Genomic DNA, 21,473 nt, shown 5'->3' with positions numbered 1-21,473 from the left:
CAGCGGGCCTAACAGCGGGCACGCTGTCAAACGCGCTTCGGCAAGCGGCATCGTCATAACAAGAACAGAACACCGGTAACAGAATTGGCCAACCTGCGCTGGCGTCGGGGCGTCGGGGTCAGGCATCGTGCAGAGCTGCATGGGGAACATCGATGGAGAACAATGCATATCACGCTGCGCCGAAGGTCGACGACGCGATGGTCTACGTGATCGACGACGACGAGTCGATCTGCGCGGCGCTTTCGAGTCTGCTGCGCTCGTCGGGCTTCAGCGTGCAGACTTTCACGCGGATCGAGGAATTTCTTTCGGCGCCGCGACCGGCCGCGCCGAGCTGCCTGCTGCTCGACGTGCGTCTGCGCGGCGAGAGCGGGCTCACGTTTCAGCAGAGCGCGCGCCAGCATCAGGTGGACATGCCGATCATCTTCATGACGGCGCACGGCGACATCGAAATGTCGGTGCGTGCGATGAAGGCCGGCGCGCTCGATTTCCTGACCAAGCCGGTGCGCGACCAGCGCGTGATCGACGCGGTCTCGAGCGCCATCGGCCGTCACGCGGCGTGGCTCGAACGCAACCGCTCCGAGGCGTCGCTGCGCGCGCGTTACGACCTGCTGACGGCGCGCGAGCGCGAAGTGGTGTCGTACGTCGTCGAAGGGCTGCTGAACAAGCAGATCGCCGGTGAGCTGAACCTTAGCGAAATCACCATCAAGATCCATCGCAGTTCGGCGATGCGCAAGCTCGAAGCGCAGTCGGTCGCCGATCTGGTGCGCAAGATGGAAGTCATCAGCGCGGCGGCGCAGGCACGCTTTTGACGGAGACTGTTATGGCCGTACTGGCGCAGCGGCTGGCCAGCAACGAGATTCCGGGCTGGGAAGCCACCGGCGCGGCGGATATCTATGGACGCGTGATCGGCGCGGAGCTGCTGCAGCGCGACGACGACCAGACGCTCTGGCGGGCCATTGCCGAAGGCTGCGAACAGCCGCTGTTCGTGAAGGTGCCGTCCGCGGCCGCCGACACGCGCGCCCTGCTCGCCTCGTTCGAAAAAGAATACAGCCTGCGCGAAGCGATCGATCCGGAATGGGGGCTGTGCCCGCGCGAGCTGTTTCGCAACGGCGGCCAGTTTCTGCTGACGCTTCAGCATTGCGAGGCCACGCCGCTGAGCCGCGAGATCGCGAACGCCCGCTCGCTGCGGCAGTTTCTATCGCTGGCCGTGTCGCTGTCCGCCGCGCTCAAGGGCATGCACGCGCAAGGTCTCGTGCACAACACGCTGTGTCCCGCCAATCTGTTCGCGGGCAGCGATTCGCGCGTGTGGATCACGGGTTTCGGCAACGCGTCGAGCGCCTTCGGCAACGGCGTGGCGTGCGGCGAGGGCGGCGTGATCGCCATGAGCCGGCTGCCCTATCTCGCGCCCGAACGCACCAGCACGGCGAGCCAGCATGGCGATCCGCGCAGCGATCTTTACGCGCTCGGCGTGCTGCTCTATCAACTGCTGTCCGGGCACATGCCCTACGAGGCGCGCGAGCGGGAGGAGTGGGTGTATTCGCACCTCGTCAGCACGCCGCGGCCGTTGCGCAACAGCGTGCCCGACCTGCGCCCGCAGATCGAATTCGTCATCAGCAAGCTGCTCGCGAAGGCCGCCGACGACCGCTATCAGACGGCGGCGGGCGTCGAAGCCGATCTGCAATTGTGCCTCGAAGAACTCACACAGGGCGTCGAGATTTCGCCGGCATCGCTTGGGCGCGGCGACCGCAAATCGCGCGCGGTGTTTCCGGTGCGCACCTATGGGCGCCAGCGCGAACTGGAGCAATTGCACGGGGCGCTCGAACGCGTGCGCAAAACCGGCGACGCGATGGCGGTGATCGTGGAAGGCGAGCCGGGCGTCGGCAAGACCTTTTTCATCGATGAATTCAAGCGCAATATCGGCGCGGCGGGCGTGCATTTCACGCTGGGCAAATTCGATCAATACAACGACAGCATTCCCTATGCGGCTTTCGTGCAGGTGCTGCGCGGTCTCGTGCGGCCGCTGCTGCGCAAGACGGGGCCGGAAATCGCGCTGTGGCGCGCGCGGTTCGAGGAGGCGGTCGGCAAGAGCGGACAACTGATCATCAATCTGGTGCCGGAGATCGGCGCGATTGTCGGGCCGCAGCCGGCGTGTGCGGCCTTGCCGCCGCAGGAAGCCACCAATCGTTTTCTGCTGGTGGTGAAGCGTTTTCTCATGCTGTTCTCGGACAAGCAGCGCCCGCTCGTGCTGTTTCTCGACGACGTGCAGTGGCTCGATTCCGGCACGCTCGAAATCATCGACGGTTTGTCGTCGGATGCGGAGTTGCGCAATCTGCTGCTGGTGCTCGCGCATCGAAGCATCGAACTGGGCCGTTCGCGCGTGGCGAGCGAGCGCCTGAACAGCATTCTGTTCGGCCGCAAGGTGACCGAGCGCATCGGCCTGCGCCCGCTCGCGCTGCCCGACATCGTGAGCCTGATTGCCGAAGCGCTCGACGAAGGGCCGGGCGTGGTTGCGCCGCTGGCTTCGGTGATCTTCGAGAAGAGCGGCGGCAATCCGTTCTTCACGATCGAGTTCCTGCGCGAGCTGATTCAGGAGCGCCTGATTGTCTCCGACGTGTTCCGCGTGGGCTGGACCTGGGACCTCGACCGCATTCGCGACAAGGGCTATACGGGCAACGTGGTCGATCTGCTGACGATCCGCCTCACGCGCCTGCACGAAGACACCAAGCGCGTGCTGTCGATCTTCGCCTGCCTCGGCGGCACGGCGCGCGTGGGCGCGCTCGCGCGGGTGCTCGGGCTGGAGAGCGGCCAGGTGCTCGCGACGATGCGCGAAGCGGAGTCGGCGGGACTCGTCTCGCGCAAGGGCGACGCGTATCGCTTCGTGCACGACCGCGTGCAGGAGGCGTCGTACGCCATGCTTGGCGAGGCCGAACGCGAAGCGGCGCATGCGCAGATCGGCACGCGTCTGCTCTCGGCCATGCCCGTGGCGCCAGCGACCGCCGAAGTGTTCGAGGCCGTGGGTCACTTGAACCGCTCGCAACGCCGGCTGTCGTGCGCCGACCGCGCGCGCCTCGCGGAACTCGATGTGATCGCGGGCAACGCCGCCAAGGCCGCCGCCGCGTGGAGTTCGGCGCGCGAGTATTTCGCTCAGGCCGAGAAGCTCATCGTGCAGTTCGGCGTGGGCGGCGCGAACCTCGACGTGTTCAAGCTGCATCTCGATCTCGCGGAGTGCGAGTATCTGACCGGCGATTTTCATCGCGCCATCGACACCGCGCGCACGGCGCGCGGCTATGCCGCGAATCTGCTCGAACGCGCGAGCGCGATGCGCATGGAGATCCGCATCCATCAGGCGGCGGGCGATTACCGGCTGGCGGTGGAAACGACTTTCCATGCGCTCGCGCTGCTCGACGTGGACGTGCGCAACGAAGCGTTCGACGACGCGACCGTGCAGCAGCAACTCGCTGCGTTGCGCGCGCAGTGCCGCGTGCGTCCGATGCGCGATCTGCTCACGCGCGGCTGCGTGCAGGACCCGATGCACGAAGCGGTGATCGGTCTCATCATCGATGCGATTCCGAGCGCGTATATCGGCGTCTCGAATCTGTTTCCGATGCTTGTGCTCAAGGCCACCGAGCTGAGTCTCGCGCACGGCAACACGCGTTTGTCCGGCTACGTGTACGCCATTTTTGCGCTGCTGCTGGTGGGCAGCGCGCGCGATTTCGATCTCGCGCTGCAGTTCTCCGAGCTCTCGCTGGAGGTCAACGAGCGCTATGGCGAGGCGCGTCTGAACGGCACGCTGCTGCATCTGCATGCGGATCACGTGCTGATCTGGCGGCGACCGTTTCGCACCGCGATTCCCGTGCTCAGCCGCGCGATGAGCCAGTGCGTGGAAGCCGGCGATTTCATCTACGCGGGCTATATCGCCTTCGAAGGCATCTGGCTCGCGTACGAGCGCGGCGAGCATTTGAGCGAAGTGATTGCGCTGGGCCGCGAAAACGCGCGCTTCGCGAACGAGCTGCGCAACAAGGCCATCTGCGTCACCATCGAACTCGAATTGATGTTCCTGCTGCGTTTGCAGGGCATCGAGCCGGGCGGCGCGGGCATTACGTCGACGCATCGCGAACTCGTCGAAAGCGTGCGCGAAGCGCAGTTCGGTTGCGGCATTGCGTTCGCCGCGATCATGGAGATGAAGGAAGACTTTCTGCACAACCGCTTCGCCACGGTGCTGGAGCGGGCCAAAGAAGTCGAGCCGCTGTTGGGCGCCGTCATGGCGATGCCGATTGAAGTCACGTATCACTTCATTCGCGCGCTGTCGATTCTGCGCGTGCTCGACGAGCGCGTGGAAGGCCTGACCGAAAGCGCGCAAGCCGATCTGGTTGGCTCGATGGATCGGCTCAAGGCATGGGCCGACAGTTCGCCGGAAAACTACGGCAGCCGCCATGCGCTGGTAATGGCCGAATACGCGCGTCTGGTCGGCGATGTCGAGCAGGCCGGTCAGGCGTACGAGCGCGCGATTGCGCTCGCGCGCGAGAACGGCCAGCCGCATTGCGAGGCGATCGCGCATGAGTTTTCCGCGCACTTCTACGCGCGGCGCGAATTGCGTTCGCTGGCGCAGGCGTGTCTGCGTTCGGCGCGCGACGCTTACGCGCGTTGGGGCGCCGACGCCAAGGTGCGCAATCTCGAACAGGCGTTCCAGCATCTGCGCGAACCGGCGGTGTCGGTGCGCGGCGCGGCGGCGCAAGTCGCGCCGCTCGGCACGGTCGACGTGGCGGCGATGGTGCAGCTTTCGCAGGCCGTATCGAGCGAGATCGATCTCGACAAACTCGTGCAGGCGTTCATGCGCATCGCCGTGCGTCATAGCGGCGCGCAGCGCGCATTGCTGATCCTCTGGTCGGGCGAGAGTTTTCGCATCGCGGCCGAAGCGGGTTTCGACAAAAGCGGCATTACGGTACGCGCGAATGATCTCGGCCTGTGCGAAAGCGTGCTGCCGCTCACGGTGGTGCGCCATGTGATGCGCGTGCGCGAGAACGTCGTGATCGAAGACGGCGCGGAGCCGAACGACTTCCGCGACGACCGTTATCTGATTGCAGGACGCTGCCGTTCGCTGTTGTGCCTGCCGCTGTTGCGGCACGGCGAACTCGTCGGCGTGCTGTATATGGAAAACGGCATCACGCCCTATGTGTTCGATGTCGCGCGCGTGAATCTGATGAACATGCTGGCTTCGCAGGCGGCTATTTCGATCGAGAACGCGCGCCTGTATTCGGCGCTCAAGCGCGAGAACATCGAGCGCCGTCACACCGAAGAACGGCTGCGGCGCAGCGAGGCGTTTCTGGAGGAAGGCCAGCGCATCAGCAAGACCGGCACGTGGATCTGGAACGCGACGACGGGCGAGATGCTGTGGTCGCGCGAGAACTATGAACTGTGGGGCGTGGAAGTGGCGTGCGCGAGCCCGACGCTCGAAATGTGTCTGGAGCGCGTACAGATCGAGGACCGGCTGCGTTTCAAGGAAGTGTTCGCGAATGCGATCTGCGAAGACGGCATGCACAGCTTCGAGTTTTCGACGGTGCAGGGCAATGGCGCGGTGCGTCGCTTGCAGGTGATTTTCCGGCCGTGGTCGAGCCGCGAAGGCGGCGAGGGTGCCGTCGCGAACGATACTGTCGCGGCGGCGCAAACGCAGGGCAACGGCGAAATCGCCGCGCGCGAATATATCGGCTCGACCACTGACGTGACCGAGCGGCGCGCCTCCGAAGACGCATTGCGGCGCAGCGAGATGTATCTCTCGGAAGCGCAGCGCCTGAGCAATATCGGCAGCGTGGGCTGGAACGTGGAGTCGCGCGACATGACGTGTTCCGCGCAGACGTGGCGCATTCTCGAAGTGAGCGAGCCACGCCAGCCGCATATGGACTTCATGCTGGAGCGCATTCATCCCGACGATGTCGAGCAGGTCCGGCGCGCGCTGCGCGAAGCCGAGGCGCGCGCGTCGATCGTCGAAGTCGAGTACCGCGTGTGCGTGGCGCGCGGCGCGATCAAGTATCTGCGCATGGTCGCGCGGCCGGTCGGCAACGCGCAGTCGAAGGCGGTCGAGTACGTGGGCGCGCTCGCCGACATGACCGAGATCCACCAGGCGCAGAACGCGTTGCTGCGCGCGCAGGCGGAACTCACGCACGTGACGCGCGTGTCCACGCTCGGCGAGCTGACCGCTTCGATCGCGCACGATCTCAAGCAGCCGCTGATGGCGATCATCACGCACGGCGAAGCGGGCATGCGCTGGCTGAACCGCGCGGTGCCGTCGCTCGACGAGGCGCGCACGAATCTCGCGCGCATCGTCAGCGATGCGGATCGCGCGAGCGAGGTCATCAACCGGCTGCGCGCGCTGGCGCGCAAGGAGCGCTCGAACCGCGCCGCCATCGACATGACGCAGACGGTGGCCGAAGTGGTCGCGCTGGTGCGTCAGGAACTGGAGAAGAACGACATTCGCCTGCGCGTGGTGACCGGCGGCGAACTGCCGAGGGTGGCCGCCGACAAGATCCAGATTCAGCAGGTCCTGATGAACCTCGTCTTCAACGGCATGCATTCGATCCTGCGTTCGGCGGGCGGCGCGCGCGTGCTGCGGATCTCGGCGGAATTGTCGGGCACGCACGCGGTGCGCGTGTCGGTGAGCGATTCCGGCACCGGCATTCCCGCCGATATCATCGACCGGCTGTTCGAGCCGTTCTTCACGACGAAGTCGGACGGCATGGGCCTCGGGCTCTCGATTTGCCGCTCGATCGTGGACGAGCATCGCGGCACGATCTGGGCCTTCAACAACGACGACGCCGGCGCGACCTTCTGCTTCGAACTCTCGGCGCTCGACGCCGCCGCCGTATGAGCCACCCCGACGCGAGCCTCCAGCAACTCGCCGACTATCAGGTCACGCTGCTGCGTGCGGGGCCGATTGCGCTGTATCGCGGCGTCGATCGCGAAGGCAGCCGCCTGCTGTTCGCGGTCGCGCAGGACGAGTTCGCGCAGCGCGCGCAGGTCGCGCAACTCGAGCACGAATATGCGTTGCGCGCGCGTCTGGCCGCGCCCTGGGCCGCGCGTCCGCTTGCGCAGTTGCGCGAGAACGGCCGCTTCGCGCTGGCGCTTGAGGATACGGGCGGCACGCCGCTGCGGCAGCGCTGGGGCGCGCCGCAGAAGACCGGGCGCTTCCTGCGCGTGTCGATGGCGATGGCTGCGGCGGTGGCGTCGCTGCATCGGGCCGGGCTGGTGCATGGCGATCTGAACCCCGACAACATTCTGCTCGACGCGGACGAACGCTCGGCCTGTCTCACGGGCTTCGGTTGCGCGCAGCGTGCCGATGCCGACGTCGCGCATGAGGCGCTGCCGGGCTGGCGCGGGGCGATGGAGTACATGTCGCCGGAGCGCTGCGCGCGCGCCGACCGCGCGCCGGATGGCCGCGCGGACCTCTATTCGCTCGGCTGCCTCTTCTACGAAATGCTGACCGGCGTGCTGCCGCTCACGGGCGCGGACCGTATCGCGCTCGCGCATGCGCATCTCGCGAAGCCGCCGATCCGGCCATCGGCGTATGCGCTCGGGCTGCCGCGTCAGGTCGAGGCGATCGTCATGAAGCTGCTCGCGAAGAATCCCGACGAGCGCTATCAATCCGCGACGGGCTTGCTCGCCGATCTCGCACGCTGCGCGCGAACCGCTGCGGGCGTTGAATCCGCTGAACCATCCGAACCCGTCGAACCATCCGAACCCGTCGAACCCGCCAATGCCGCCGCGAATCCGCCCGCAAATCGGCCCGCAAATCGGCCCGCAAACCGGCCCGCGAATCCCCCGGCTTTTCCGCTCGATCTGCACGCGACGGTGGCGGTCGGCCGCCGCGCGGGCGCGCTGTACGGACGACGCGCGCAACTCGACGCGCTCGACGCGACCTTGCGCCGCGTGAGCGACAGCGGCGGTGTGGAACTTGTGTTCGTGAGCGGCTATTCGGGCAGCGGCAAGTCGGCGCTGGTCGCGCAATGGGCCAACGCGACCGGCGCGGCGGCGATCGCCTTTGCGCGCGGCGTCTGCGAACAGCTCGATTCGACCTTGCCATACGGCGCGCTGGCCCGCGCGCTCGAACGCCTGATCCATCCGATTCTCGGTCAGGACGACGCCGGCTTCGCGGCCACGCGCGCGCGTCTCGCCGCACGCCTCGGCGCGCGCGCGAGCCTGCTCTATGCGCTGCTGCCCGACCTGAAGCTGATTCTGGGCGATCCGGCGCACGGCGACGATGCCACGTTCAACGTGGACCGCGCGCGTTATCTGCGCACGCTCGCCGATCTGCTCAAGGGACTCGCGCAGCCCGGGCGCAGCGTCGTACTGTTCCTCGACGACCTGCAATGGGCGGACGAAGGCACGCTCACGGTGCTCGACCATCTGACGCGCGACGACGAACTGGCGCACGTCATGCTGATCGCGGCGTATCGCAGCAACGAAGTCGGCGCCGAGCACGCGGTCGCGCGTCTGATCGGCGAGGCGCGCGGCCGCCATCAGGTGCTGGCGGTGGAGCCGCTCGACCGCGGCGACGTGGTGCAACTGATCGGCGACACGCTCGGCTGCGAACTGGATGCCGCGCATCCGGTGATCGATCTGATCCGCGAAAAGACCGGCGGCAATCCGTTTTTCACGCTGCAATTCGCGGCCGAACTGTCGAGCGAAGGACTGATCGAGTTCGAGCAGAAAGGCACGCTGCGGCTGCGCGATGTCGACGGTATCCGCGCGAAGCTCTATTCAGACAATGTCGCCGACCTCATGCTGCTGCGTTTCGCGCGGCTGGGCGCGGCGGCGCGGCGCGCGCTTCAGGTGATGGCGTGTCTGGGCGCGGCCGTGAAGCTCGACGATCTCGCCGCCGCCGCGGGCCTGAGCGCGGACGCGGCGCAGGCGAGTCTGCACGAAGCGCTGCACGCGTCGCTGATCGACCGCGACGCGCAGGTGCTGCGTTTCGCGCACGACCGCATTCGCGAGGCCGCCTATGCGTCGATGAGCGACGCCGCGCGCCTGAGCACGCATCTCGACGCGGGCCGCCGCCTCGCGATGCGTCTGCGCGAGGACGCGCCCACCGACGAGCTGTTCGTGGTCGCCAACCAGATCAATCGCGGCGCGGCGCACATCGAGGATGCCGACGAACGCGCCCGCTTCGCGCGCCTCAATCTGCTGGCGGGCGAACGGGCGAAGGCGGCGACCGCGTACACCTCGGCGCTCGTCTATTTCGAAACGGCCGCCGCGCTGATCGACGCCCACGCCGACGCCGAAATCGCGCAATGGACCGAGTTCTATCGCGCCGACGTCGAATGCCTGATCGGCACGCTCGCGCCCGCCGAGGCGCGTCTGAGCACGCTCGCGCGCAAGCCCATCGGCATGACGCTGCGCGCCGAACTCACGCGTTTGACGGCCAGTCTGCAAACGGCGCAGAGCCGCCAGACCCAGGCGCTCGCGACGGGGCTCGATTTTCTCGCGCGCCTCGGCGTGCGTATCGACGAACGGCCCGGCGACGAGGTGGTCCACGCACTGCATGCGCAATTGCGCGACGCGCTCGGCGAGCGGCCCGTGGCGCAGCTCGCAACGCTCGGCTGGGTGGACGATCCGCTCTGGCGCGCGGCGCTCGACGTGCTCGCGGACCTGATTCCGCCCGCGCTGTTCATCGACGTCAATCTGCTCGACGTGATCCTGCTGAACATGGCGCTGCTGAGCGTGCGGCACGGTTTGTCCGATTCGGCGGCTTATGGTTTCGTCTGCCTGAATCTGGTGTTCGCGGAGCGGTACGGCGATCACCAGACCGGCTATGAATTCGCGCAGCTGGCCGTCGATATCGTCGATCGCTGCGGGCAGTCGCGCTACAGGTCGCGCATCTACATGCGCTTCGGCAGCCTCGTGATTCCGTGGACGCGGCCCGCGCAAGACGGCATGCCCTATATCGAGCAGGCCACGAAGGTCGCGCGCGAAAGCGGCGATCTGGTGTTCGACGTCTCGGGCGCGCGCAACGTGACGAGCGTGCTGCTGCTGGCGGGCCGTCCGCTCGACGAGGTGCTCGTGCAGGCGCAGAACGGCCTGAACGTGGCGCGGCTGTCGAAGTTCTTTCTGTACTCGGGAATCTTCCGCGCGCAGATTGCGTTGATCGAGCAGGTGCGTGATGGACGTGATGGACGCGACACGCACGCCGTCGACGAAGAAGCGCAGCGCGACCTCGAACTCGTGAAGTCGAACGCGACGAGCGTGGGCTTCGCGTACTGGACCTGCAGGTTGCAGGCGAGCGTGATCGGCGGCGATCTGGCGGCGGCGCTCGAAGCGGAAGCGGCGGCGCAGCGCGCGATCGGCGCCTCGCGCATGTTCCTCGAATTGATCGAATATCGCTTCTTCGGCGCGCTCGCGCGGGCGAAGGCGTACATGCTCGCGGCCGCGCCCGCCGAAGCGGCGGCGCATCGCGCGGCGCTCGATGCGCATCATGCGCAACTGGCCGGGTGGGCGCGTGTGGGGCCCGCGAATCTCACGGGCCGCGCCGCGCTGGTCGAAGCCGAGATCGCGCGCATCGATGGCCGCGCGGGCGATGCGGAGCGGCTCTACAACAAGGCGATTCGCCACGCGCACGAACGGCGCATCCTGCATGTCGAGGCCATTGCCTGCGAACTCGCGGCGGATTTTCATCGGCAACAGGGACTCGCCACGGTTGCCGACGCGTACCTGCGCGACGCCTCGCACGCCTACGCGTGGTGGGGCGCGAACGCGAAGGTGCGCGCGCTTACGGAGCGCGGCGCGAAACCGGAAAGCGCTGCGGGCGCGCTGGCGGCGAGCGCGGACTATCCGGCGCAGCAACTCGATGTGGCGGCGGTGATCAAGGCGTCGAGCGCGCTGTCGAGCGAGATCGTGCTGAGCCGCCTGATCGAAACGCTCGTGCTCGTCACGCTCGAACACGCCGGGGCGCAGCGCTGTGTGCTGGCATTGCAGCACGAAGCGCCGCCGGGCGATGCATCGCGCGAGACACGCTGGCAGATCCACGCCGAAGCAGTGACGCTCGCCGAACTCGCGGAAGTCAACGTCGTGCGGCGCGCGGTGTCGAGCGAGGATTTGCCGCTCACGGTACTGCGCACGGTGATGCGCACGGGTCAGCCGCTCGCGCTGGGCGACGCGGCCGGCGACGGGGCTTACACGCGCGACGACTACGTGCGCCGCACGCGCGTGAAGTCGCTGCTGTGCATGCCGCTGCTGCGTCAGGGCGGGCTGGTCGGCCTGCTATTTCTGGAGAACCGCCTCAGCCAAAACGCCTTCACCGACGACAAAATCGCCGTGCTCTCGGTACTCGGCGCGCAGGCGGCGATCGCGCTCGAAAACGCGCGGCTTTATCACGACATGGTCGAGCAGAATCAGCGCATCGCGCACACCGAGGAAGCGTTGCGCAACGCGATGGCGGAACTGGCGCGCGTGACGCGGCTTACGACGATGGGCCAGTTCGTGGCGTCCATCGCGCACGAAATCAGCCAGCCGGTGAGCGCGATTCATTCGTCGGCATCGGCGGGCGTGCATTGGCTCAATCGCGAGCCGCCCGCCGTCGACGAGGCGCGCAAGCTGTTCGAACTCGTCGCGAACGAAAGCCAGCGCGCCTCGGACGTGATTCACGGCATGCGCGAACTCGCGCGCAACGTGCCGCCGCGCCTCACGGTGTTCGACTTGCGCGGCGCGGTGTCGGAAGCGCTGCTGCTCGCGGGCGCCGAAGTCGATCATCACGACGTGGAGGTGCGTAACGGCATCGCGTCGGGTTGCTTCGTGAAGGGCGATCGCATCCAGATCCAGCAGGTCGCGCTCAATCTGATCGTCAATGCGGTGGAGGCGATGGGCGGCGCCGCGTCGCCCGAGCGGCTGCTCGACCTGTCGAGTACGATCGACGACGACGGCCGCGCGCGCATCACGGTCGCCGATACGGGACCGGGACTCGACGCCACGGTCGCCCATTCGCTGTTCGAACCGTTCGTGACGACCAAGGCGACGGGCATGGGACTCGGGCTGTCGATCTGCCGCTCGATCGTCGAGCGTCATGGCGGCACGCTCGACGTCGAACCGAATACGCCGTGCGGTACGCGCTTCGTGTTCTCGCTGGCCGCCGCGTTCGGCCCCGGCGAAGCCGCTCCGGAATGAGCCGGTTCGCCTTTTTGTGCATACGCACAGATTCGGGGCGCGAGAGCGGCGCGATCGGGCGAATCGGCGCCCGGCGCATACCTCGCGCGCGCCCGGCTTATGCCTTGGTATAAGGCGCCCTACGCCAATGTATGGCGGCGGAAACCGATCGTGCAATGGACCGCGGCGATGCTCAACGGATAACGTTACGCTTGCGTGCGTGAGCACGCGTTGGCCCGGCGCGATGCCGGCGATGCCGAACAACGGAGCCCGAGGGAGCCACAGCGATGGACGTTTCCGCCATGCAATCCGATCCGTGGGCGCATACGCTCTTGGTGCTGTCGCGGCTCGCGTGCGCGCCCGGCGAGGCGCCGCGCGCGGCGCGTACGCGCAAGACGGCGTCGCCGCGTCTTGCGGCCGCTTCGCGTCCGCAGGGGGCGCTGGGTGCGAGAAGTAGCGCCGCCGTGCGCATCGTGGAGCGCCCGACGCCCATGACCGCTTCGATCATCTGGATGGACCCCACGGCGTGCCGTTACGGCGAGCAGATCTGGCGCTGCACGAAGGCGCGGCGCAACGGCGTGTGCGTGCTGAGCGGCGAGTCGATCCGGCGCGGCGACGAAATCTATCGGCCATTCGGGCGGCGGCCTGCGCCGGCGAATGCGGAGTCGATGATGCTCGCGACGCGCGTGCGCCTCGCTCCGATCAACGAACTGCTGGCGGCCGTGGCGACCTGAGCATTTTCGCGGCCGGTTATCTCGCGCGTCCGCTCGGCGGCGTGATCATGGCGCATTTCGGCGATCGCGACGGACGCAAGCGCATGGCGTGGTCGGTGCGCTCGCGGCGCTCAAAATCGGAATGATGAATAGGCATCCGAATTAATTTCAAGTTGACGAGTTCGGTGCTGCGATGTCGACCGCGCCCGGCGCCCCAGGCCCGATCGCATCGAGATGTCGCCTGGCCGACAAATGGCGGGCGCGTTCGCGCGCATGATAGCGCTTTCGAACCTCGATCAAGGAGCGACCGTGACTTCGTCCAATGCCAGCCTCAAGCACGACATTTCCCCCGCCGAGTGGGACGCGCGCGTCAATCTCGCGGCGGCTTACCGGCTCACCGCGCTGTTCGGTTGGGACGACTTGGTGTTTACCCACATCTCCGCGCGCGTGCCCGGCCCCGAGCATCATTTTCTGATCAACCCGTACGGCATGATGTTCGACGAGATCACCGCGTCGTCGCTGGTGAAGATCGATCTCGACGGCCGCAAGGTCAGCGACTCGCCTTACGACATCAATCCGGCCGGATTCACGATTCACAGCGCCATTCACCAGGCGCGCGAGGACGCGCTGTGCGTCATGCATACGCATTCGGTCAATGGCGTGGCCGTGTCGGCGCAAGGGGCGGGGCTGCTGCCGCTCTCGCAGCAGTCGCTCGGCGTGCTGGCCTCGCTCGGCTATCACGACTACGAGGGCATCGCGCTCAACGAAGCCGAAAAGCCGCGCCTCGTCAGCGACCTCGGTAAGAAGACCTACCTCATGCTGCGCAATCACGGCTTGCTGACCGTGGGCGCGACGGCGGCGGACGCCTTCGTGGCGATGTACTTCTTCGAAGCGTCCTGCATGATCCAGGTGCGCGCGCAGTCGGGCGGCGGCAAGCTCACGTGCATCGGCCAGCCGATTCTCGACGGCATCAAGCAGCAGATCGCGCAGGTCACGCGCGGCATCTCGCCGGGCGCGCTCGTGTGGCCCGGTTTGCTGCGCCGTCTCGACCGGCTCAACTCCGGTTACGCGCAATAAGCTTGCAGCACCGGGAATAACGCGCGCGGCCAAACGTTATTCCTCGGGCGGGACCTTTCGACACACGAGTCACGGCATGGCAAAAATATTCATCTGCGGGGCGGGATCGGTCGGCTGCTACCTCGGCGGGCGGCTGCTGGCGGCGGGCGGCGACGTCGCCTTCATCGGGCGCGCGCGGATCGCGGACGCCTTGCGCGCCGAAGGGCTCACGCTCTCGCGTCACGACGCGCGCCGCTGGCAGGTGCCGCCCGAACGCGTGGACGTCGCGACGCACGCGGCGCGCGCCATCGCCGCCGATCTCGTGCTGGTCACCGTGAAGTCGGCCGCGACGCCTGTCGCCGCGGCGGAACTCGCAGGCGTGCTGCGTCCCGGCGCGGTCGTCGTGAGCTTTCAGAACGGCGTGGGCAATGCGGACGTGCTGCGCGCCGCGCTGCCGCATCAGACGGTGCTCGAAGGGATGGTGCCGTTCAACGTCGTCGAGCGCGGGCCGGGCGCGTTTCATCAGGGATCGGCGGGCGAACTGGTGATCCGTCACGCCCCCGCCATGCAGCCTTTCGTCGATGCGTTCAGGCAGGCGGAACTGCCGCTCGTCGAGCACGCCGACATGCTGCCGGTGCAATGGGCCAAGTTACTGCTCAATCTGAACAACGCGATCAACGCGCTGGCGAACCGGCCGCTCAAGGAAGAACTGTCGCAGCGCGCGTACCGCTTGTGTCTCGCGATGGCGCAAAAGGAAGCGCTCGCGCTGCTCGGGCTGGCGGGCATCCGGCCGGCGAAGGTGACGCCGCTGCCCGCGACGTGGATTCCGCGTCTGCTGACGGTGTCCGATGCGTGGTTCGAACGCCTTGGCCGCGCGATGCTGACGATCGATCCGCATGCGCGCTCGTCCATGTCCGACGATCTGGCGGCGGGCCGCAGCACGGAAATCGACTGGATTAACGGCGAAGTGGTGCGCCTCGCGGGGCATCTGGGCCGCAAGGCGCCAGTGAACGGGCGGCTGGTCGAACTCGTACGCGAAGCCGAGCGCAGCGCAGCGCGGCCTTCGTGGACGGGCGACGCGCTGCTGGCGCAGTTGCGCGCGGCGCGACCCGCATAAAAAAGCCGCGAAAGCGCGCACGCCTTCGCGGCTTCGTGCGTGCACGTGCGCGGCTTAGTCCTTCACGCCCACGGTTTGCAGCGGCTTCCACTCGCCGCCCACGACCTTGTAGACCGTCACGCCGCCGTACTTCAGGTCGCCGTACTGGTCATACGAGAGTTCGCTGGTCGTCACGCCCTTCATGTTGGTGGCTTTCAGCGCGCTCAGGAACACGTGCGGATCGGTCGAATCGGCCTTCTTCATCGCGTTGAACACGGCCATCGTGCCGTCGTAGGCATACGGCGCGTACAGCTCGACCGGCTGGCTGAAACGCTTCTGATAGTGATCCGCGAACGCCTTGCCGCCGGGCATCTGCGCGAGCGGGCTGCCTTCCGACGCGGCCAGCGTGCCGTCCGACGCCTCGCCCGCCACCTTGATGAGGTTGGCCGACTGCACCATGTCCGGGCCGATCAGCGGCGCCTTGATGGCGAGCGAGCGCATCTGCTTGAGCATCGGCGCGGCCTGCGTGTCGGCGCCGCCGTAGAACACGGCATCGACGTTCGCCGCCTTGATCTTGGTGAGAATCGCGCGGAAGTCCACGGCCTTGTCGCTCGTGTATTCCTGATCGACGATGGTCGCGCCCGCCGCCTTCGCGGCCTTGCTGAATTCCTCGGCGACGCCCTGGCCGTAAGCCGTGCGGTCGTCGACGATGGCCAGACGCTTGAACTTGAGGCCCTTCACCGCGTAGTCGCCGAGCACGCTGCCGAGCTGCGTGTCCGAGGTCAGCAGGCGGAAGGTGGTCGGCAGACCGAGGCGCGTGTAGGTCGGCGCGGTGGCCATGGCGATTTCCGGAATGCCGGCCTTCGCGTAGATCGGCGCGGCCGGAATGCTGGTGCCCGAGTTGTAATGGCCGATCACGGCGACCACGCCGTCGTCGACGAGCTTCTGCGCGACGGTCGTGCCGGTGCGCGGATCGGCCTGGTCGTCCTGGGCGTCGAGCACGAAATGCACCGGCTTGCCGCCGATGACCGGATTGGCGGCGTTCATGTCGTCGATGGCGAGCTGTACGCCGCTCTTGAAGTCGGCGCCATAGTGGGCCTGGCCGCCGGTCAGCGGCGCGGCGAAACCGATCTTGACCTCGACGGGCGCGGCTGCGAAAACGCAGGGCGCGATGCTCAGGGTTGCGCCCAGAACGCATGCGGCGGAAACGAACGACTTCTGCATTTTCATTGTTGTTGGACTCCTCGATGGTGGATCGTGCGGGAACCTGCACCCTTGACGGTCTTGCAGGCGCGTGCCCCTCGCATTGCGGCATTGCGCTGGTCGGCTGCGAGCAATATAGAAGTCCAAAAGTGGTCGAGTCTTGCAGGAATTAAACAGCTTCGATGCAGAAATCGGCATAGCGGCGCATTTCGGGCCGGAGCTGTCGTAATTCGCCGGGCATGCCAATTATCAGAAACACTGATAAGTCCGAACATTTTTGGCAGGCTGATCGTCGCCAGACGCTCGATGCGAAAGGCGGTGATCGGGCATTGATCTGGTTTACCCCATCATGGCGGCGATTGCTTTCGTTCGGCATTCGGGGCCACTGTCGGCCGACCGGAAGCGAACAGTCGAGGTGAGTTTGCGCAGCGGTCAATTTTTATCGAGCTAAGTCTCAAGGCGTATCTGTCCGAAGCGAATAGCGGCCGATAGCATAAGGACGACTTTCGGAAGCAATTTATCGTTCAGGATAACCACGCGCCATGAAGCTGCCTCTCTACCAAATCGATGCGTTTACCAGCGAAATCTTCAAAGGCAATTACGCAGCGGTCGTATTGCTGGAACACTGGCTTCCCGTTTCGCTGATGCAAGCGGTGGCGACGGAAAACAACCTGTCCGAAACGGCTTTCGTCGCGCCCGATGCGAATGGGCGATTCGCCATTCGCTGGTTTTCGCCGATCACCGAAATTGCCTTTTGCGGGCACGCGACGCTGGCAAGCGCATTCGTGTTGTTCAAACGCTTTCCCGAACGCGAGCAGATTGAATTTCACGCCGATGCAGTGGGCGCATTTAGCGTTCGACGCGGCGCGGACGGCATGATCGAAATGGATTTTCCTGAGCGCGAAATCGAGCCGGTCAGCGAATTGCCGGATGAACTGGCGCGCGGTTTGTCGATTCGTCCGCGAGAAGTTTTTGTTTGTCAGCAAGCCTATATTGCCGTGTATGAAAACGAGGCGCAGGTGCGCGCCGTCGTGCCCGATCTCGCCTTGATTGCGCGCCTCGGGCCGCGTGATGTGGTGGTGACGGCGCCGGGCGATGGCGTCGATTTCGCGTCGCGCTACTTCTGGCCCGCAAATGGTGGCGATGAAGATCCCGTGACCGGCTCGATTCATACCGCGCTCACGCCGCTGTGGGCGAAACGGCTCGGGAAAACGCAGTTGCTCGCGTTGCAGGCTTCGCGGCGCAGTGGGCTGCTGCATTGCAGGCTCGATGCGGGCCGCGTGCGGATCGCCGGGCAGGCCGTGCAGTATCTGGAAGGGGTGATTGAGGTGCCGGAATGAGGAAGGACGCGATCAATCAGACCGATGGATAGGAATAAACGTGCACGTTTGTGCACGTTTACATTCTCGTTTATGCACGTTATCATCGGGCATGACCGATGACATTCCGCTTGCCCGCCGCGAACTGATCGCCAGCCGCCTCACCGCCGGCGAGTCCGTCGTGGCCGTCGCACTCGCCGCCGAATTCGGCGTGTCCGAAGACGCGATCCGCCGCGACCTGCGCGCGCTCGCCGCCGAAGGGCGCTGCCGCCGCGTCTACGGCGGCGCGCTGCCCGTCTCGCCCGCGTCCGCGCCCATGTCCGCGCGCATGGACGCCGCGCGCGAACGCAAGGCCGCGCTCGCGCGCGCCGCCGTCGCGCAGATCGAACGCGGCGAACTGCTGTTTCTCGACAGCGGCAGCACGCACCTCGCGCTCGCCGACGCGCTGCCCGAAGACCACGATCTCACCGTCGCCACCAATTCCATCGATGTCGCCGCCGCGCTGCTGCGGCGCGCCGACATCGCGCTCATCATGGTGGGCGGCGCGGTGGACCCGGTGGTGGGCGGCAGCGTCGATGCCGCGGCGCTCGCCTGCATCGCGAACATGAATATCGACCGCTGTTTTCTCGGCGCGTGCGCCGTCGCGCCGCAAGACGGCGTGAGCGCGTTCGAATTCGCGGATGCCGGTTTCAAACGCGCGCTGCTCGCGCGCAGCCGCCGCGTTGCCATATTGAGCACCACGGACAAACTCGGCGCGAGCGCCGCGCATCGCGTCGCGTCGATCGACGACATCGCGAGCGTGATCGTCGAGCACGACGCACCGCCTGCGCACATCAAGGCGCTCACGAAAGCGGGCACCGTGGTCATCAAGGCCGAACGTCCCGACGCACGCTGACGCGTCTGCCGCTTTCCCGCCATTCAACCTCACCGCACGGAGCCGAACCCGATGGATTTCGCCGATCGTCCCGCCACGCGTCTCGCGACGCGTCTGGCTTTTCTCGTCGCCGGTTTCGGCATTGCGTGCTGGGCGCCGCTGGTGCCGTTCGCGAAGCATCGGCTCGACGTGGACGACGGTCTGCTCGGCATGCTGCTGCTGTGCATCGGCCTCGGCTCGGTCGCGGCGATGATGCTAACCGGCGCGCTGAGCGCGCGTTATGGCAGCAAGCCGATCATCGTGGCGAGCGGCATCGGGCTCGCGATCGTTCTGCCGCTGCTGACGATCGCGGCCACGCCGCTTGCGCTCGGCATCACGCTGCTGGCGTTCGGCGCGGCGCTCGGTTCGCTCGACGTCGCCATGAACGTGCATGCCGTCGAGGTCGAGCGTGCGGCGCAACGTCCGCTGATGTCGGGCTTTCATGCGCTGTTCAGCGTGGGCGGCTTCGCGGGATCGACGTTCATGACCTTCCTGCTTTCGATGCAGGTGGGCGCGCTCGAAAGCACGCTGCTGTGCTCGGTGCTGATGCTGGCGGCGATGCTCGTGGCGCGTCCGCGTCTGCTGCGCGCGAAGCAGGCGGGCGGCGGTCCGTTGTTCGTCACGCCGCGCGGCATCGTGCTGCTGATCGCGGCGCTCACGGGCATCACGTTTCTCGCCGAAGGCGCGTTGCTCGACTGGAGCGCGCTGCTCATCACGGGCAAGGGGCTCGTGAGCGCCGCGCAGGGCGGCCTCGGCTACATGCTGTTCGCGATCGCGATGACGGCGGGCCGCCTGACCGGCGACGCCGTGACCGCGCGCATCGGCGACCGCGCGACGCTGATCTGGGGCGGCGCGGTGGCGGTGGCGGGGTTCGCGGTCGTGCTGCTCTCGCCGCTCGCGACGCTGGCGCTGGCGGGCTTTCTGCTGATCGGCCTTGGTGCGGCGAACATCGTGCCGGTGCTGTTCCGGCGCGCGGGTTCGCAACAGGCGATGCCCGCCGCCATGGCGATCGCCGCGATCACGACGACGGGTTATGCGGGGATTCTGGTCGGCCCGGCTGGGGTGGGCTTCGTTGCGAAGGCGGTGGGGCTGGAGACGGCGTTCTGGGTGCTGCTGGGGTTGCTGTGCATCGTGCCGTGCTGCGCGACGCTGGTGACGGCGAATTCCGCGAAAGCGTGAGGCGCGCCGCGTCGATGGCGCGCGTGGTGCTCAGTTTGCCGGTGTGGTTTCCGGCCCGCGCGTGAGGCAGTCGCAGGGGCGCGGCGCGGGATGCGGATGCGGGTGGGGTTTCGGTGCCGGCTTCGGCTGGGGTGCCGGCGTCGGCACGGGTGCAGGCCGCTTGATGGCATCGACATAGTGCGAGTAGCCGTGGAGGTAGGTGCGTGCGCCGTCCGGCGTGAATCCGACCAGTTGATCCTTGGGGACGCTGAGGTGCACGCAGGTCAGATGCGCGGGATCGAGGTGCGTCGGATACCGCAAGCGTTCCATCAGCAGCGAATCACAGCCGGTGTCCCGCTGTTGCTGCTGGGGAACGCCAAGACAGAGCGTCAGTTCACGCAGACGGATTTCGCCGTGTGCGTCGCTTGACGGCAATTGCCGGGACGCGCTGCCTTCGAGGCCACAGACCTGCGTGTCGTCCACCATCAGTTCCATGAGCACCGAATTGCCGAGGCGGTTCAGGATGTTCACGTTGGTCATCGTGATGCTCTCGTCTTTCTTCGCTTCACAATCCACGCCATAGGGACGCAGCGTCGCGCATTGCTGCGATGAGAGCGTGACGCTCGATGCGTAGATATTCCCGAGTCCCAGCATGCGTACGACCATCTGCGGATAGAACGTTGGGTTCTGCATCAGCAAAGGCACGAAGGCCACGCAGAAGAACAGCGCGCCTGCCATGGTCAGTAACCGCACCGTCGTCCTGTGGGCCGCGAAGCTCAGCCAGTTCAGCATGGCGAGCATCACGCAGCCGGCGACGGCCACGTATGTTTGCAGTTCCGTTTTACCGTTGACGACGATCGCCCAGAGGAACAGCACCGGCAACACCATCGCGAATCCAAAGAGCGCGGTGGTGAATATTTTCGCGTTGCGCAATCGCATTTCCTGGTCGGACACCAGCCGCTGGAACAGTGCTTTGATCTCCTTGAACCATCGCGTCAGGATGTAGATGGCGATCGCTACGGCTGCGATCGCTGCCACGCAATACAAGGGATTGAACGAAGACAGGCGATGAATGGCCAAGGTGAGCCAGTCGCCGCTTGATGGATCATGCGCGGCGGCGCTTGCTGTGGCAGCAGCAGGTTGCGCGGTAACGGGCGGGACCGGGCTGGGCGCATAGATTCGCCAGCCGAGCCACACGCTCCACGTCAGCAACATCGCTCCGCCCAATGCGAACTTCGGCCATGGGTGTAGCTGCTTGCGTTGCCGTTTGCGCCAGTCCGCCAGCGTGAGCGCAATCGCGCAGAGAAGCGAAGCGGCGTAGAAGGTCCAATTGACGAATGACGCGCGTCCCGCCGCATGCCAATCGACCACGACCGGGACAATGACACCGGACCATACGATGGAACAGATCACGGTTGCGCCGATGATGAATCGGCCCTTCATCAGATAGTCCACGATGCCGGTCTGCTCGATCTGCTCGACGAGCCTGGCCGGATTCGCCGCGCTCCAGTAACTGGCGAGCGGATAAAACGAGCGTACGCTCCAGCGTGCGGCAAAGCCCGCGGCCACCAGATAGACCGCGAGCAAAACACCAACGAACACTTCGGTGATGAACGTCGCGATCAGCGCGCCGGTCAGGTCGGTCAGCGAGAAGTCCGGCAACTGGTCGATGTGTAGCGCATAGGCCAGCAACGGAATGCCGCCCAGCGTGAGAATGCTGACGGAGGCGACAAAGGTGGGATTCGCCTTGGCGAATTCGCCAAACCATGTGAGCAGTTTTTGTGGTGTCATCGTGCCTGCGAAAATCGACGGTGCGAAGAATGTCCCTGAAGCAGGACAGCCAATGAAGTAACGGCTGAAATCTCCAAACCTTGAACGCGGCATTCACC

At 66.2% G+C, this 21,473-nt stretch carries 11 protein-coding genes; 9 read left to right on the top strand and 2 right to left on the bottom strand.

Going from position 1 to position 21,473, the window contains the following annotated elements:
- Window positions 1-152 precede the first annotated feature (152 nt).
- The 6 genes from SB764_RS09600 to SB764_RS09575 all read left to right on the top strand — a co-directional run bounded on the left by SB764_RS09600 (window position 153) and on the right by SB764_RS09575 (window position 15,012).
- A complete protein-coding gene (locus tag SB764_RS09600) occupies window positions 153-809 on the top strand; it encodes a response regulator transcription factor (RefSeq protein WP_065058684.1) in 657 nt (218 codons plus the stop codon).
- A gap of 11 nt (window positions 810-820) precedes the next feature.
- Entirely contained in the window at window positions 821-6,862 is a 6,042-nt protein-coding gene (locus SB764_RS09595; protein ID WP_410863378.1) for an AAA family ATPase, read from the top strand.
- On the top strand, window positions 6,859-12,147 hold the full coding sequence (locus SB764_RS09590; RefSeq protein ID WP_410863376.1) for an AAA family ATPase: 5,289 nt from the start codon (window positions 6,859-6,861) through the stop codon (window positions 12,145-12,147). The genes SB764_RS09595 and SB764_RS09590 overlap by 4 nt, the downstream gene beginning before the upstream one ends.
- A 266-nt stretch (window positions 12,148-12,413) precedes the next feature.
- Entirely contained in the window at window positions 12,414-12,860 is a 447-nt protein-coding gene (locus SB764_RS09585) for a DUF3331 domain-containing protein (protein ID WP_410863375.1), read from the top strand.
- Window positions 12,861-13,148: 288 nt separating this feature from the next.
- Window positions 13,149-13,916: a class II aldolase/adducin family protein gene (locus SB764_RS09580; protein ID WP_410863373.1), complete on the top strand. Its 768-nt coding sequence runs from the start codon at window positions 13,149-13,151 to the stop codon at window positions 13,914-13,916.
- 76 nt (window positions 13,917-13,992) lie between these two features.
- Window positions 13,993-15,012 (top strand): 2-dehydropantoate 2-reductase, encoded by a 1,020-nt coding sequence (locus SB764_RS09575; RefSeq protein ID WP_410863371.1) that lies wholly within the window; start codon window positions 13,993-13,995, stop codon window positions 15,010-15,012.
- 54 nt (window positions 15,013-15,066) lie between these two features.
- On the opposite strand, the gene SB764_RS09570 is transcribed toward SB764_RS09575, so the two are convergent.
- A complete protein-coding gene (locus tag SB764_RS09570) occupies window positions 15,067-16,215 on the bottom strand; it encodes a branched-chain amino acid ABC transporter substrate-binding protein (RefSeq protein WP_065058863.1) in 1,149 nt (382 codons plus the stop codon).
- Between the two features lie 521 nt (window positions 16,216-16,736).
- Between SB764_RS09570 and SB764_RS09565 the strand changes: the two genes are divergently transcribed.
- The 3 genes from SB764_RS09565 to SB764_RS09555 all read left to right on the top strand — a co-directional run bounded on the left by SB764_RS09565 (window position 16,737) and on the right by SB764_RS09555 (window position 19,605).
- Window positions 16,737-17,534, top strand: a complete 798-nt coding sequence (locus tag SB764_RS09565) for a PhzF family phenazine biosynthesis protein (protein WP_410863369.1) — start codon at window positions 16,737-16,739, stop codon at window positions 17,532-17,534.
- Window positions 17,535-17,625: 91 nt separating this feature from the next.
- Window positions 17,626-18,408, top strand: coding sequence for a DeoR/GlpR family DNA-binding transcription regulator (locus SB764_RS09560; RefSeq protein WP_321869864.1), 783 nt, complete (start codon window positions 17,626-17,628; stop codon window positions 18,406-18,408).
- A 51-nt stretch (window positions 18,409-18,459) separates the two neighbouring features.
- A complete protein-coding gene (locus tag SB764_RS09555; protein ID WP_074986928.1) occupies window positions 18,460-19,605 on the top strand; it encodes an MFS transporter in 1,146 nt (381 codons plus the stop codon).
- 30 nt (window positions 19,606-19,635) lie between these two features.
- Here the strand turns inward: SB764_RS09555 and SB764_RS09550 are convergent, their stop codons facing one another.
- A complete protein-coding gene (locus SB764_RS09550; protein WP_410863367.1) occupies window positions 19,636-21,375 on the bottom strand; it encodes a hypothetical protein in 1,740 nt (579 codons plus the stop codon).
- Between the last annotated feature and the right edge of the window lie 98 nt (window positions 21,376-21,473).

This window comes from Paraburkholderia sp. SIMBA_027 (assembly GCF_046535315.1).
Classification (GTDB): Bacteria; Pseudomonadota; Gammaproteobacteria; order Burkholderiales; family Burkholderiaceae; genus Paraburkholderia; species Paraburkholderia tropica.
The sequence above is the reverse complement of the archived record's forward strand: the minus strand, read 5'-3'. Positions and strand labels throughout refer to the sequence as shown.